The sequence below is a fragment of the Phaeocystidibacter luteus genome, assembly GCF_008933115.1.
GTDB classification, from domain to species: Bacteria; Bacteroidota; Bacteroidia; order Flavobacteriales; family Schleiferiaceae; genus Phaeocystidibacter; species Phaeocystidibacter luteus.
Window position 1 is genome coordinate 58,605 of sequence record NZ_WBVO01000009.1, and the last position, 15,255, is coordinate 73,859.

Consider the following 15,255-nt stretch of genomic DNA (forward strand, 5'->3'; position numbering starts at 1 on the left):
AGGGCCGAATTCGTTGATTATCTTGCACGTTCAATTATTTCTAGATTGATGAAGCGACTATTTCTATTCCTCTCATCTGCCGCACTAGTTGCCTGTAATGGCGGAGGAGATTCTTCTACCGATGGTGCATCTGGCGCCACATGGGTAAGTAAGGTTCAATATCCAGAAGAGGTTCATCTGCAAAATGTGAAGCAGCTCACCTGGGGAGGCGATAATGCCGAGGCGTACTTCAGCTTCGATGGCAAAATGCTCACCTTCCAGAGCAACAACCCAGCTTGGGGATTGCAATGCGATCAGATTTATGCTTTTGCATGGGGAGCCGACAGTGCAGAACTAGCTAAGCCTACTCCCATCAGCAATGGTTTGGGTAGAACTACGTGCGCCTACTTCATGCCTGGTGACTCAACCATACTGTATGCGAGCACCTTCGCCGGTGGAGATAGCTGCCCTGAAGTTCCCGAAAGAGACGGTGCTTACGTATGGCCGATTTACGAAACGTTCGACATTTATGTCAGCAATTTGAACGGCCAAGTAATCGACACCCTAGTAAGTGGTCCTGGTTACGACGCTGAAGCCACGCTCTCACCTCAAGGTGACAAGATTGTCTTCACAAGCACGCGCTCCGGCGATCTAGAGCTCTACACGTGCGACATCGATGGCTCGAATGTTCAACAAGTAACCAGTGATTTGGGATACGATGGAGGTGCATTCTTTTCGCCTGACGGAAAGAAATTGATCTTCCGCGCTTCACGACCAAAAACAGAGGAGGAAGTTGAGAAATACACGTCACTCCTAGCTGAAGGTCTCGTTGAGCCCACCAACATGGAGCTCTATGTTTGCAATGTGGATGGAAGCGAATTGAAGAAGATCACGGATTTAGGCAATGCCAATTGGGCGCCTTACTTCCACCCTTCTGGAGAGCGTGTTTTATTCTCTTCAAACCATATGAGCGAACGCGGATTTCCGTTTAACATCTTCATGTTAGATTTGAATACCCAGGAGATTGAGCAAATTACATTCGACAATGCATTCGACTCATTCCCTATGTTCTCGCCAGATGGCAAGAAACTCGTATTTGCTTCGAACAGAAACAACGGGGGTACAAGAAATACCAACTTGTTTATTGCCGACTGGGTAGACTAACCAACCAAACGCACACATGGAGTACTTGACCATTACTTGGGGGCTCGAGAAAGGGCTTGAATTAGGACCAATAACCATTCGTTGGTACAGTGTCCTATTCGCTATGGGGTTCATTCTTGGATTCCGCATTATGCTGCGCTACTTCAAGCAAGAAGGAATAAGCGAGAAGATGCTCGACAAGATGTTGGTATACTCCGTGATTGCCACAGTAGTTGGTGCGCGCCTCGGGCACGTCTTCTTTTACGACTGGGACAGTTACAAGGACAATCTTTGGGAAATAGTAAAAGTCTGGAAAGGCGGGTTAGCTAGTCACGGTGCTGCTGTTGCGCTCATCATTGCCATGTGGTTATTCGGTAAGAAGCTCGTTGAATACTTCGACTCTGCATCGGTTTATCAAAGAAGCCTTTGGGCGCTGGATCGCCTCGTCATTACTGTTGCCTTGGCGGGATGCTTCATTCGCCTAGGAAACTTTGCGAACTCCGAGATCTATGGAAACATTTCGAATTCTGCCATTGAAACTGTGTTCGTCACCAATGTGCAGGATGGCCTTGAAGCCGTTTTTCGTGACTACTTCGAAAGTGTGGATATGAGTCCGACTGGAGAAGTTTACGAAACGGATTCCATCAAGTACCCGGTTTATACGCTCTCAGTGACCCCGGCCATTGGTACGGGTCGTACTGACCAAGAAATTACGAGCGTATTTGGCACTAGCGTACCTCGTTATCTAGAAAATTTAGAGCAAAACAGGAAGAATGCGCTTCCTATGCCAGGGGAAGACATTTCATACAATCAAGATACAGGACAACTTGAAATGAAGGTTCTGGGAGTGCCTCGTCTGCCTACGCAGCTCATTGAAAGCTTAGGCTACCTCCTCATATACCTCATTTTACGATTCCTCTTTACCAAAGAGGGTTTGCGCTATCGAAACGGCTTTATGTTTGGCGCCTTCTTGGTATTGATTTTCGGATTCCGCTTTGTGATAGAGTACTGGAAAGACTACCAATCTGCATTTGAGGCGGAGATGACCCTAAACAGAGGACAGCAATTGAGCATTCCACTCGTGATTATTGGATTGTACTTCCTTTTCAGAAATGTACAAGTGAAACCTAAAAAGGTGGCAGAATAATGCAAGCAGCAAGGAAAATTGGAGTTGTAGTCATCCTATTGGCGATGGTAGCCTTTGTGGTCCTTCAAGCCGGGATCTTTAAAGACACTCCAAAAAAGGAACGTCCCGTTCAACAACCTATAACCAAGGATTATGAACCGAGCTTCACCCATGAAGGGGAAGTGTGGTTCCTTGGGACAGATGGCGATACGCTTGCCACACTACCGATGGAGGTTGCTGAAACCAGCGAGGAGATTCAGTATGGGATGATGTACAGAAAGAGCTTCAAGCCAACGATGTACGCCATGCTCTTCCTAATGCCGGGCGGTGATCAACCAAGAAGCTTTTGGATGAGAAATACCATCGTTCCATTGGACATCATCTACATCAATTCAAATCGCGAAGTAGTTTCGATTGTTGAAAATGCACGCCCGATGGACGATACATCGCTACCTTCTGAAGGTCCAGCTAGCTTCGTTATAGAAGTCCCTTCCGGATACACACGAAGTCGCGGAATCGCAGCAGGAACCAAGGTAGCCTGGATGCGCTTTTAGGATGCGGTTTTACCTTTCAATTTTAGCCTTTGCGCTGCTAACGTCAAGCTGTTCTGAAGAAAAAACGGATTCCTCCTTCCCGCTTGTCGGAATGTGGGAACTGGTTGAAATGAACTTACTAGACAGTACGGCACATGAAACGCCATTCAAAGGTGGAATGCAAGGCGTTTTGCTGTACAGCCAAGATGGGCACGTGGCTCTGCACCTCAGCTACGCGGACTATCAAATCACAGACTTATCCATTCGCAACTTTACGGATACGTTGTCGCGAGAAAAGCTCGAATATCTGACCGGAACCTACCACTACATTGGGGATTATGAGCTCTTGGAAATGGAGGCTGACAGGGAGAAAACGACGGGGACAATCCAGCATACACGCAGAGTTCATTCAAATCCAAACGACTGGGGGAAAGTAGTGGAGAGATCCTTCGAATACCGAAATGACACCTTACGTATGCGTCCAGTTGAGGCAGTGAATTCGGGGATACGATTGGCGTGGGTACGAAGCAGGGATAATTAACTTTCATGTTAAACCGTCTGAATCGTATTTTCGCTCAAACGAATACGCATCTATGAAAAAGTACGGCCTACTCATCACCTTCCTCGCAATCTTACTCATCGATGTGGCCTGGCTTACAGCGTATCATCAAGATCTTTTCGATAAGAACGGTCCGTTTTTATTTCTGTTTATCAGCACTCGCGTTGCGCTTATCGCCATTGGTTATGTGATGATGAAGCGCACTCAAAATTGGCTGTACTTCATCATGATGATGTCTTACCTCTTCTTCTCTTTCGTGGTAAGCTCCCTCTATTATATCAGCACAAACTCTGGTTCTGCTTTTTAATTTTGAAAGGCAAGGCGAACTATTTCGTCCATCCAGCGTATTGAAATAGACTCACAAACACTTTTATCACTTATGAAAAAGCTACTACTCCTCGCCGCACTTACACTTGGGTTTGGGTTTTCAGCACTCGCACAAGACGGAACCGAAACGCTCGAGCCGAAGCCTAGTCCAACCGATATTGCCAAAACTTGGGTTGGTGATAGCTACGTAAAGATCACATACAACCGTCCACATAAGCGCGGCCGCGCCATTTTCGGTGACCTCGTACCGTACGGTGAAGTTTGGAGAACCGGCGCAAACGCCGCTACCGAAATCACAACTACAGGTGACATCACCATCGGCGGAAAAGAGCTTCCTGCGGGAACATACAGCATCTTCACTATACCGAATGAAGATTCATGGACAATCATTATCAATAGCGACCTCGGACAATGGGGAGCGTATCGCTACAAAGAAGAAAACGACGTGGTTCGTTTCAATGTGGATACGCAAGAAGCACCTTCTACCTACGAGGCCTTTACCATCGCGTTCGAAGGCGAAGGCAACAGCAAAATGCTCGTAATGATGTGGGACGATGTGAAAGTATCGATCTCTATCAAATAAAGACTGACTGTCATTTATTGAAAAAGGCCATCTGTGTGGAAGCAGATGGCCTTTTCTATTTGTAGTCTAAAGTCTCGAATCGCAACTATTGCTGCTCCTCTTGCATTGGGTTCGGTCGTGATTGACGCTCCGAACGTTTGAACAATTGGAATCTCGAAGGCTCTGCTCTCGCTGGCCAGTAGTTGTCGTTTCTGTCGGTATCCGCAGTTTCCAAGAATGGATCTAGCTCGATGGCCACAACCTCTTTCTCGAAAGGAAACACCTTGGTAAACTCGTCTTCATTCTTCAACCATACCTCAGCCGGAACGCGAACAATGTCGTTGGTTCCATCAGCGAAGGTCACTTTTAAGATTACCGGCATAATCAGTCCTCCTTCATTTTCAAAAGTGATTTGCACGAAGGTGTATCCGGCTTGCAAAAGCTCTTGCTGACGTGGACTCAAGTTTGCCACATAGTTCGCATATGCCTCCGCGTATCCTCTTTCACGTTGATACGGGTTATACGAATTGTAGAAGTCTCTGGCGTCTTCATCTGTCTCCACAACGGTCTGCTCGATGTCTTCCTCGTTTCGCGTGTAGCCAATGTGTACACGCTCCTGGCGGTCGCGGATGCTATCTAAGCTCGACTCTACCATTGGATCAAGCGTATTCAATTGGAATACCTCTACCTGCTTCATTGCGATGTCCACGTGGTTGGTCGTATAGAACCACCCTCTCCAGAACCAATCGAGGTCCGTTGCTGAGGCATCTTCCATCGTACGGAAGAAGTCTGCCGGAGTAGGATGCTTGAATGCCCAGCGCTCCGAGTACACCTTGAAAGCGTAGTCGAACTGTTCTCTTCCCAAAACAGTTTCTCGAAGAATATTGAGTGCTGTTGCAGGCTTGCCATAGGCGTTGTTGCCAAATTGAATGATGCTCTCCGAATTCGTCATTATCGGCATCTGACGATCCTTGTCGTCGGCCATGTAAGGCACGATCTTGTATGCTGGACCTCGGCGCGACGGATATTCACGGTCCCACTCCTGCTCCGCGAGATACTGCACGAACGTATTTAAACCTTCGTCCATCCATGTCCATTGGCGCTCGTCGCTGTTCACAATCATCGGGAAGAAGTTGTGTCCCACTTCGTGAATAATTACGCTGATGAGACCATATTTTGTGGCCTCCGAATACGTTCCGTCTGCCTCTGGACGACCACCGTTGAAGCAAATCATAGGATACTCCATTCCAATTCGGTCGGTGTGAACAGAAATGGCTTTATCGTAAGGATAGTCGATTGTATACTTGCTGTATACCCGAAGCGTGTGCGCCACAGAGCGGGTGCTATACTGCTCCCATAGTGGGTTACCTTCTTTAGGATAGTAGCTCATGGCCATCACGGTTCTGCCGTTGATATCAACACCCATGGCATCCCAAATAAACTTGCGGCTTGATGCAAAAGCGAAATCGCGTACATTCTCTGCCTTGAAAATCCAGGTCTTCTCGCCCTCCGCTTTTTCTCCTTCATTCTCCAATGCCTCATCAGCGTTGATGATCATCGTTGGGTCCTCCATATTCTTTGCCGCATCGCGAAGTCTGCTGCGTTGCTCTGAAGTAAGCACAGATGATGCATTCTGAAGTGTCCCTGTCGCGCCCACCACATGGTCAGCAGGAACGGTCAACTCCACTGTATAATCACCAAACGGAAGTGTGAATTCACCGCTACCGAGGAACTGCTTGTTTTGCCAACCGTCTACATCATTATATACAGCCATGCGCGGAAAGAACTGCGCGATGGTGTAGATGTAGTTGTCTTCTTCGGCGAAGTACTCGTATCCTGAACGCCCTCCAATTGCCTGACGATCGTTGATGTTGTACCACCATTTGATGGAAAAGGTAAAAGACTCACCGCTTTCCAGAGGCTCATCTAGGTTGATGCGCATCATGGTGTTGACGACGGAATAGGAAAGATCTCTTCCTCCACGCTTCACTTCTTCGATGTGAAATCCACCTGGGAACTCCCAGAAAAGATCTTCAACATCGTCGAGTGTACTGTTCTCAGTGATCTTACTTTTCTGAATCTGACGGGTCATGCTGGAAGGTGAACGCATGTTCTGATCCAACTGGAGCCATAGGTACTCGAGTGCGTCTGGCGAGTTGTTAGTATACGTGATCTCTTCTTCACCATCGATGCGTTGCTCGTCATCATTGAGGTGAATCTTCATTTCGTAATCAGCCTTTTGCTGATAGTATTCATGTCCGGGTGCTCCTGCTCCCGTCCTATAAACATTAGGTGTAGGCAGCTCTTGACCAAGTTGACGAAATAGACTTTGGTTGGTATTCTCTTGGGCGAAAAGTCCAATAGAACCCAACGCGAATATTCCTAAGAGTATTCGGCGCATAGTTGATGCTTAAAATTGAAAATTACCAGGGCCAGGTCTCAATCATGAGTAAACCAGCCACTCCACAAACGATTCCAGAGGAGAAAAGGTTCCACTCGCGTTGTTTGAGGCGCATGAAATTAAAAAGAATGGCGGTAATCAAAAGTAAAATGAAGACAATCAGCAATTGTCCCAATTCGATTCCCAAAGTAAAGGGCAACAAACTGCTCCATCCATCGCTATCACCTACCGTTAGCATTCGAAAGGAACGAAAGAATCCCAACCCGTGAATGAGTCCGAAAAGTGCTGCAATGAAGAATCTTCCGTTGCTTCGTGGGTCTTGACCTACCTTCATTAAATTCACGATTCCCGTGAGCATGATGGTTACTGGAATGAGAAACTCGACTATAGGCCCATTCACGGAAACGGCTCCGGTGTTCGCGAGAATGATCGTTACGGTATGTCCGACCGTGAAGGCCGTAACCACACCCAACACCCTTCCCCAGTGCTTAAACTGGTAAATGGCGGTTAGGGCTATGAGGAACAAGATATGGTCGAGCCCTTCCCACGCCGTGATGTGGTCGAACCCAAGCATAAAGTTAATCTCGAAGCGGCTCATAGGTCTTGTAGTTCTAGCGTTTGAGTAGGCTCTTCGGCATCAAAACGAAGCGAAGTGGGTATATCGGGATGACTGTAATGCAAGATATTGATTTGGTCGGGAAAGGATTCCATAAGAATCGCGTGTCTGACTTGAACCTCCTCGGGAAGCCCACTTTTCACCTTGGTTTCTAGGTAGACGAAAACGCCATCGGCATCTCCTTCTAACCCGAGGTAAAAGAGTTTGATTTCTCGGCCATCTTCGTTCCAAATTCTGAAATGATCTAGAACGTATTCTGAAACATGCTCCGCACTGGTCTCGTCATTGAGCACATCCAGCCCAGGATGTCCAGCTCTTTCGAGTGCATACTCAAGGTCATCCGTAAAGATTCGCAGACCTATTTCGAGCTGATTGGTTGTGGGATTCAGACTCATCTCCCCCACACTGACATAATATTCGTGCTTAGCGGTAAAACTGCTAAACAACGTGGCGCAACCCAGTGCGAGGGCGATGGTCTTCCATTGCTTCATACCGCCAAGGTAGTACAATTCACACACAGGATTGAACGGAAATTCTTACGACCTTCACTATACTTGTGCTAAGCATTCACGCATTATGAAGAATCTACTCCTTACACTTTTGGCCATCAATGTAGTAGCATGTTCTGGTCAGTCCGAGCTCTCTCAGCAGACTCCACCTGAAAATTCGGGTATTGCCGTTCTAATCAAAGAGGCTCCCGCATATCCAATGGGACCGTGTGAGCCGAGTATTGCCATCAATCTGAGTAATCCGGCTAACATTGTTGCTGGGTCTATTCTCGATAGGGTGTACTATTCTAATGATTCTGGAAAGACATGGGTGACGGATGACCTACAGAGCTCTTATGGGGTTTGGGGTGATCCAGTAATTGTAAGTGATGCCAAGGGCCGATTCTTATTCTTCCACCTCAGCGATCCAACTGGAAAGAACTGGGCCAGTGAAGAAATTCTCGACCGCATTGTGTGCCAGTGGAGCGACGATGGTGGCGAAAACTGGAGCGACGGAAGTTACATGGGGCTCGATCACCCGAAAGATCAAGACAAAGAATGGGCGGCTGTAGACTTGCGAAACAACAACGTGTATTGCACATGGACCCAGTTTGATGATTACGGTTCGGAAGAAGATGAAGATCAATCGAACATCTTGTTCTCCATGAGTTCCGACGGCGGTGAAAATTGGAGTAAGGCCGTTCAAATTAACGAGAAGAGCGGCGGCTGTTTGGATGACGACAATACCACCGAAGGAGCTGTTCCAAGCGTTGGTCCGGATGGCGAGGTTTATGTGGCTTGGGCGTTGAGTGAAGAAATTTGGTTCGATAAGTCGCTAGATGGTGGTCAAACTTGGCTCGAAAAAGACATTAAAGTTGCGGATCAACCTGGAGGATGGGATGTGGACATTCCTGGGATTCAGCGAAGCAATGGTATGCCAGTTACAGGCTGCGATGTGAGTGAAGGTCCCAACAGAGGAACCGTATATGTAGTATGGAGCGACCAGCGTGTGGAGGATGACCCAATGGACATTTGGATAGCCAAGAGCACCGACAAAGGTGAAACTTGGAGTGAACCAATAAAGGTGAATCAAGATGAAACAAACCATGTGCAGTTTTTACCGTGGTTGGCGGTGGACCCAGTTACGGGAGATTTGCACGTGGTGTTCTACGACAGGAGAGCGCACGACGACGATAATACGGACGTATATGTGGCGAGTTCTTCGGATGGAGGAAACACATGGACGGAGCAACGCGTAAATGACGAGAGCTTCCTACCAGTAGAATTTGTCTTCTTTGGCGATTACAACAACATCAGCGCCTATAACGGAATGGTTCGTCCGATTTGGACGGAATACCGCGGCGGCAAGTTGCAAGTTTGGACGGCTTTGATGGATTGAAAGGCTCATTTCCGCTTTTAAAATCCTATTTGCAACCCCATTACAGGTACCCAATAGAACTGAGTCTCTATGACTTCGTCGAAATTACCTGGGCCCTCACTAACTGTTGACTCAAACCGACTCCCTACCCCAAAATAGAATTCGGTACGCATTCCCCAAGTGGCTTCATACCTCGCGCCTAGAGCAATCGAGAACTGGTTGTACTTATACGCCTCTCCATCTTGTCCTGAAATGTTTCGGTTTAGGTCGTCATACCGGTACGTGCGTCGAGCGAAGTGCAACGCAGCAAACCCCTTCCATCGTTGGGAGAACGATGACAAGGTTACGTATTTCTTTACTCGAGTTAATAAGACTAACCCTATGCCTGGTTCCTTATAGTCGGGACCCCACGAGAAGAAATTATATTGAATGTTATTTCGGATTGCAGTTGGCCCGATTCCAACTTCTACTCCCCAATCATTGGACTCTACCTGTAGCATGAAGGGATACGATCCCATGAAAATATCGGAGAGCAAGAAGGATAAGGTGACATCCCCTTTGCTATTAGTCGCTTTAGGATCTACTTGGCTTTCATTAGTAATCCGCGCCATGCTCGAATCTGCCGCAATTGTAATTTGGGCATGCGAACTTGTAGCTAAGAACAACGCTATATAAAGGAAAGAGAGGAGCGTTTTCATTTATTCAAGAGGTTTGGAGATAGAACTCGAAATTACTAATTTCCTAGAGTAGGCCTTTTACTTCGACTCCTGTACATACTATTCCCCTATTCTTCTCTCTAATATGTCTATCTCCATTAAAGTTCTGCTAGCGCTTCTATTTCTGCAAGCCTCCTTCAGTGATGTACTAGCCCAGAATCCTTCCGGACTTCAATTGGAATGGGGCGCGGAAGTAGATCTTAGGATGACAGGCTATACAGATATTGCGCATATCGACGACCAGTTCATCTATCTCTACAATCACACAGTGGGCAATGGGTTTTCAAGTCCAAATTGGGAGTTCGTGGTACTTTACAGGTCAAGTCTGGAGGTGGCTTGGAAGTATCGAGGTGAGCCGAGAACTATTGAAGGAGAACCATTAGAAATTGTACAGGTAGACTGTGTTGATGGGGTCTTTCGCATTCTACTTTCTCATATCTCGCCTGAAACCGGTGGTATGAAACTACATCTGATGGAAATCTCAGAAAATGGAATGTCCCAAGGCTATCTACCCCTTGCACACTTCTCCCTCAAATACGGGGATGATTCTGAAAAATGGCTCATCTCAGGTCTTGAAGGCTATCGGTCATTCGACTTCATATACAAGTATATCTATCAAGAGGGTACCGACTCCATACTTGAAATTCAGCGTTACGATAAAAGCTACAATATCGTACGAGTGCGTGTCGACTTGATTCACAATCTGGACCACACAAGCTTGGTATCCTTGCTGCACTCGGATGAGGGTGAGCAATTCTTGATATTAGAATATTCCTATGATGAGGCTACACATAATACTCTAGGAATATACAAGTACGACAACGAAGGTGTCAGTATATCCAGTTTCATAGACATCCCGGCCAGCGAATGGTCGACCCATTGGTTTAACTTCAAGAACGGGAATCTCGAAATAGGAACGTTAGCAGTATTTGATGATGAAACGGCTAAAGCCTCAATTCAATCGGTCAGCACAACTGACTTAGAGCTGAGAGCAACCGACGCTGCGTTGGTTCCTCAGGTATTGATTGAACGCATGAAGGAAAGATGGAATCTCAACTCCCCTGAGGATTCCCCATTTATTGTATCAAACGTCCGCAACACCAGCGATGGTGGGTCTATGATTACATTCCAAATTCAAATCCATGATTACAGGGAGGATCGAGAGGCGATGGACATTTTTGGCACACATGATCCAGAATTGTACTTTATCCACTACATGAAAGACTTCATGATAGTGAAGGTAACCGATAGCTCAAAGGTTCAATGGTTTTCACACATCCCCTTAGATCAGCAAGCCTATGGAGTTCCGTGGTCAACCGGCGCTACATTCTTTAGCGATGCAGATCGACAGTATATCCTCTTAAATGACGATGACGACAACTTAAAATCATGGGCAAGAACGTTTCCTAACATTGATTTCATAAGTTCAATGTCTATTCGAAATGCCAAAATTGTGCTTATTGCCATAGAGAACGATGGAACCGTTTACTACGAACATATTGATGACTCTCGGGATGAGGATAGTTTCACATTCGGTCCAAATGTTTCAATAGGAACTACGGATGGCGAGGCATACCTCCTTAGATACAATGAAAAAAAGCGTTTACAAAGACTTGAAGTTCGCAATGAATAATGTGAGCTTGACCTTTCGATAGCTGAACTTCAATAATATCTAATCAGCCCAATACTAACTCCTACTCCGTAAGTCAGTGCATTAAAATCGCTGGTGCGTTCATCCCAACGCCATGAGCCATTACCTTCTGAGGCGTTGGCATACCGATGCAGTATTCTCCTGATTTCTGTAAACACATAGAGGTCTATCAAGAGCCGGTCGTTTACGTTGATATTAGTTCCCATCGTTGCCCTGAGGCCGTACATGTCATAGTTTCCGTCGTAGTTCTCAAGTTGTGGATGTTGACTAATTAGATCGTAATTCCTGAAGGTCATGCCCAGCGAACCGTACCATGAAGACTGCTCAATGGCATCTCCTAAGAGATGTGCCTTTATCTCAGCCTTGAAGCTGTAGCCCAATTGCTCACCAGTCCCATTCTCCGGAAAGGAATAGGGCAGCTCAAACGAACTGAGCGCATTTAGTGGCGTGAAGGTTAGACCAGCACCTGCGATTAGAGAGTAGTCATTTCCCAAACCCAATTCTGTTTCGAAGGCAATATTTCCGTAGAGCAAGTCAGATACACAAATCTTGTACGCTACCGGAAACTCCGATTCTGTAAGAAGGGCAGCCGTTCCCTCCGTGGCTTTGTCTTGCCTGTTGACACTTACGTTCTGGGCTTCGAGACTAGAAGCCGCTATCATTAGCGTGAAGAGAATCATGTAGAATCGGTGAGAGCACTTCATTTGCGAGGAGAATAAATTGAGTTGTACCGCTAAAGTAGAACTCGATTTCTATTTTCGTTTCTAATTAAACAGATTTACATGCTTCGCAATCTCGCACTCGCCTCCGGAATTTGCCTGTCAGGTCTCGCATTTTCACAGGGCAACCCCCTCCACTCCGTCTCCGCTTCACTCGATTGGGGTCCGCTTATCGAAATTGATGACATTTCAGATTACGAAATCATTGAGACTGATGGAGATACCCTTTTCATAAAAGCCCTAAAGTCGGAAGGCTACCTTTCTAGAATGAGTTTGCAGCTCATCAAGATGAACAAAAACACTTTTGACATTTTTTGGACGCAGACGGTGGTCGACGAGAAGTTTGCGGATGAATATCCTGAACTGAACGACTTCTACTATGTCGATGGAAGATTCATGATTCTATCAAGCTGTTATCTCGACGACCAGGAGCAGTTCGTTCGACTTCGTCAGTTCGTGAATAATGATGGTTCCACAACGCCTTATGAAGTAATCGGATCGATAAAGGCTGAAGATGAAGATGACGGCTATTTCTATTTGTACTTCGACGAAAACCGAGAGGAGTTCTTCTACAATACCTATCAGACCGAATACGACAAGGAAGAAGATTTACGTCAACATCACGTAACCATATTGGATTTCGATCTGAAGGTCCTCTTCGAATACGACCACACCTTCGATTACACTTACGAAAATTGTGGCCTTGAGGAAAAGGGCATGGACGCAGAGGGCAATTATTACTTTCTCTACAGCTACCCTAACCCGAGGTATGAGAACAACAATGACTTGCCGATGTACCTCTACAGCATCATGCGCTTTGATCGTGGTACGTCTCTACTTGAAGAAGTCAAAATCCCAAGTAACGATTACAATCTCAAAACGCGTGATTTAATTCTCGACAATAAAAACGACCAAATCGTATTTACGGGACTGTATGAAAACGAAAAATTCGACGGCCCACACGGCACCTTCTTTTTTAAGGTAGTCCAATCTACATGGGCTTTAGAATATTCAGAATTCACACCATTTGAACTTTCGTTACAGCGTGAATATTTGGATGATGACGACATCGAGGATGGCGATGGACTGGATGACAATCTTGTTCTGAGAAGAGTGATTCGAAGAGGCGACGGCGGATTGCTCTGCTTATATCAAATCAACTATTACACGAAACGTAGAGTGCGAACGGAGAACGGCAGCTACTATGAATATACCTATGTCGACAACGACCTCATCGCCATTAACCACAATAGCAATGGAACCGTAGCATGGTCAAAGCGAATTCCAAAGGAATTTGTGGATGACACGCGCGCTTTTCAAGGTTTCTCCATTACAACCCTCAACGATAAGCTTTTCATCTTCTACTTGGATGATGAAGACAGCCAGGAATATTGGTCGGGCGAGGACGATGAAATTTCAGATGTGGATATGAATAGCGACACGTATGTTGCTATGGTGACTTTAGATATCTCCGGAAACATCACCTACGTTCAGATTGAGCAAGGTGAAGATGATGATGACCTTTGGTTTGCACCTCGTGCATCCATCGGAACCGGCAAGTCGAACGGCGAGCTCATCATGCTTCGTCGGGATGACGATGATTTCGAAGAAATTCGAATTGGCCGCTTTCAGGCGGCGGACTAATCCATTCAATGGAAAGAGTGAACCTCTCGTTTTCATGAAAGCGAGAGGTTCCTCATTTTTGCCCTACCTTATTGAGCCATGTAAAGCCAAAAGACATCTATGCGACTACTCATCGTTTCTACCTCCTCCATCCACGGAAAACCGTACCTCACCTATCTGGAAGACGAAGTGAAATCCTTCTTCCAAGGGAAGAAAATTCTCTTCGTTCCCTATGCACGTCCAGGTGGAATTTCATGGGATGAATACACCGCAAAGGCTTCCGAAAGGTTCACCGAATGGGGCTTCGAAATGACTGGGATACACACGCATGAAGACCCCATTAAAGCTTTAGCAGAGGCGGACGGCGTATTTACGGGTGGCGGAAACACCTTCGTGCTCGTCAAAACACTGTACGACCTTGGCTTGATGAAACCCTTAAAAGAAGCAGTTGAAAACGGCTTGCCGTACATGGGTTCAAGCGCTGGAAGCAACCTTACGGGGTTGACGGTTAGAACTACGAACGACATGCCAATTGTCTACCCTCCCAGCTTTGATGCCTTGGGTCTAGTACCTTTCAATATAAACCCGCATTATTTGGACCCAGATCCGAGTAGCACACATATGGGGGAAACCAGAGAAACCCGGATCAACGAGTTTCACCACTTTAATGACCAACCTGTAATAGGTATCCGGGAAGGTTCTTGGTTGCGAAGAGAAGGCGACCAGCTTGAGTTGAAGGGGCCACATACGGCGCGCTTGTTCCGTAAGGGGTCAGCGGCGATAGAAAGAGAGCAGGGAGATTGGAGTGATTTGCTGTGAGGGGTGCCTCACACGGAGAAACAGAGGGCACGGAGGTTTCGCGTGGAGAGGTTTCTCGTGAAGAGGTTTCTCGCAGAGAATTTGAGCATTGCGTGGTGGAGTGAGTTCGCAGGGGGATGTGCGTGGTGGGTTTCGCGCAAATACGCTAAATGCAAAAACGCTAATTAAAATCCTTACGAGGTGATTCGTGCGTAAAAAAAGGGTACGAGTATATCTCGATAGCGGATCTAAATTCCGGATAGAAGGCATGTTGCTTTAGCTCATGCCGGTTATCAAAAATCTTATGCTTCATTTGAAGCTAGCTCGTGGAGAGGTTTCTCGTGAAGAGGTTTCTCGCAGAGAACATGAGCATTACGTGGTGGAGTGAGCTCGCAGGGGATCAACGTGGCGTGATTCGAAATTCCGGGTAAAAGGCATGTTGCTTTAGCGCATGCCGGTTATCAAAAATCTTATGCTTCATTTGAAGCTAGCTCGTGGAGAGGTTTCTCATGGAGAGGTTTCTCGCAGAGAATTTGAGCATTGCGTGGTGGAGTGAGCTCGCAGGGGATCAACGTGGCGTGATTCGAAATTCCGGGTAAAAGGCATGTTGCTTTAGCGCATGCCGGTTATCAAAAA

The 15,255-nt window shown here is 46.5% G+C and carries 15 protein-coding genes; 10 read left to right on the plus strand and 5 right to left on the minus strand.

Going from position 1 to position 15,255, the window contains the following annotated elements; all coding sequences use genetic code 11:
* Positions 1-48: 48 nt before the first annotated feature.
* The 6 genes from F8C67_RS10935 (at position 49) to F8C67_RS10960 (ending at position 4,250) form a co-directional block, all read left to right on the plus strand.
* Entirely contained in the window at positions 49-1,143 is a 1,095-nt protein-coding gene (locus F8C67_RS10935; RefSeq protein ID WP_151667888.1) for a TolB family protein, read from the plus strand.
* A 16-nt stretch (positions 1,144-1,159) separates the two neighbouring features.
* Complete coding sequence (locus F8C67_RS10940) at positions 1,160-2,269, plus strand: prolipoprotein diacylglyceryl transferase (protein WP_151667889.1); 1,110 nt, start codon at positions 1,160-1,162, stop codon at positions 2,267-2,269.
* Positions 2,269-2,802 carry a DUF192 domain-containing protein gene (locus F8C67_RS10945; protein WP_151667890.1) on the plus strand — a complete coding sequence of 178 codons (534 nt, stop codon included), beginning with the start codon at positions 2,269-2,271 and terminating at the stop codon, positions 2,800-2,802. The genes F8C67_RS10940 and F8C67_RS10945 overlap by 1 nt, the downstream gene beginning before the upstream one ends.
* A 91-nt stretch (positions 2,803-2,893) precedes the next feature.
* Positions 2,894-3,322, plus strand: coding sequence for a lipocalin-like domain-containing protein (locus F8C67_RS10950; RefSeq protein ID WP_223277558.1), 429 nt, complete (start codon positions 2,894-2,896; stop codon positions 3,320-3,322).
* Positions 3,323-3,374: 52 nt separating this feature from the next.
* Positions 3,375-3,647 carry a hypothetical protein gene (locus F8C67_RS10955; RefSeq protein ID WP_151667892.1) on the plus strand — a complete coding sequence of 91 codons (273 nt, stop codon included), beginning with the start codon at positions 3,375-3,377 and terminating at the stop codon, positions 3,645-3,647.
* 72 nt (positions 3,648-3,719) lie between these two features.
* Positions 3,720-4,250, plus strand: a complete 531-nt coding sequence (locus F8C67_RS10960) for a DUF2911 domain-containing protein (protein ID WP_151667893.1) — start codon at positions 3,720-3,722, stop codon at positions 4,248-4,250.
* Between the two features lie 85 nt (positions 4,251-4,335).
* Here the strand turns inward: F8C67_RS10960 and F8C67_RS10965 are convergent, their stop codons facing one another.
* From F8C67_RS10965 to F8C67_RS10975, 3 genes are read right to left on the minus strand one after another with little or no spacing between them, the layout of a single operon-like run.
* A complete protein-coding gene (locus F8C67_RS10965) occupies positions 4,336-6,630 on the minus strand; it encodes a M1 family metallopeptidase (protein ID WP_151667894.1) in 2,295 nt (764 codons plus the stop codon).
* Between the two features lie 22 nt (positions 6,631-6,652).
* On the minus strand, positions 6,653-7,228 hold the full coding sequence (locus F8C67_RS10970; RefSeq protein ID WP_151667895.1) for a HupE/UreJ family protein: 576 nt from the start codon (positions 7,226-7,228) through the stop codon (positions 6,653-6,655).
* Positions 7,225-7,737 (minus strand): DUF6702 family protein, encoded by a 513-nt coding sequence (locus tag F8C67_RS10975; protein WP_151667896.1) that lies wholly within the window; start codon positions 7,735-7,737, stop codon positions 7,225-7,227. The genes F8C67_RS10970 and F8C67_RS10975 overlap by 4 nt, the downstream gene beginning before the upstream one ends.
* 85 nt (positions 7,738-7,822) lie before the next feature.
* Between F8C67_RS10975 and F8C67_RS10980 the strand changes: the two genes are divergently transcribed.
* The gene (locus F8C67_RS10980; RefSeq protein WP_151667897.1) at positions 7,823-9,133 is read left to right on the plus strand and encodes a sialidase family protein; all 1,311 of its coding nucleotides are present in this window, start codon (positions 7,823-7,825) and stop codon (positions 9,131-9,133) included.
* A 17-nt stretch (positions 9,134-9,150) separates the two neighbouring features.
* Here the strand turns inward: F8C67_RS10980 and F8C67_RS10985 are convergent, their stop codons facing one another.
* Positions 9,151-9,810, minus strand: coding sequence for a hypothetical protein (locus F8C67_RS10985; RefSeq protein WP_151667898.1), 660 nt, complete (start codon positions 9,808-9,810; stop codon positions 9,151-9,153).
* A gap of 103 nt (positions 9,811-9,913) precedes the next feature.
* Between F8C67_RS10985 and F8C67_RS10990 the strand changes: the two genes are divergently transcribed.
* Positions 9,914-11,461 carry a hypothetical protein gene (locus F8C67_RS10990; protein ID WP_151667899.1) on the plus strand — a complete coding sequence of 516 codons (1,548 nt, stop codon included), beginning with the start codon at positions 9,914-9,916 and terminating at the stop codon, positions 11,459-11,461.
* A 29-nt stretch (positions 11,462-11,490) separates the two neighbouring features.
* Here F8C67_RS10990 and F8C67_RS10995 read toward each other — a convergent pair whose 3' ends face one another.
* The gene (locus F8C67_RS10995; protein WP_151667900.1) at positions 11,491-12,183 is read right to left on the minus strand and encodes a hypothetical protein; all 693 of its coding nucleotides are present in this window, start codon (positions 12,181-12,183) and stop codon (positions 11,491-11,493) included.
* Positions 12,184-12,261: 78 nt separating this feature from the next.
* Between F8C67_RS10995 and F8C67_RS11000 the strand changes: the two genes are divergently transcribed.
* Both F8C67_RS11000 and pepE read left to right on the plus strand, forming a co-directional pair.
* Positions 12,262-13,842, plus strand: coding sequence for a hypothetical protein (locus F8C67_RS11000; RefSeq protein WP_151667901.1), 1,581 nt, complete (start codon positions 12,262-12,264; stop codon positions 13,840-13,842).
* Between the two features lie 99 nt (positions 13,843-13,941).
* A complete protein-coding gene (pepE, locus tag F8C67_RS11005; RefSeq protein WP_151667902.1) occupies positions 13,942-14,640 on the plus strand; it encodes a dipeptidase PepE in 699 nt (232 codons plus the stop codon).
* The last annotated feature ends 615 nt before the right edge of the window (positions 14,641-15,255 follow it).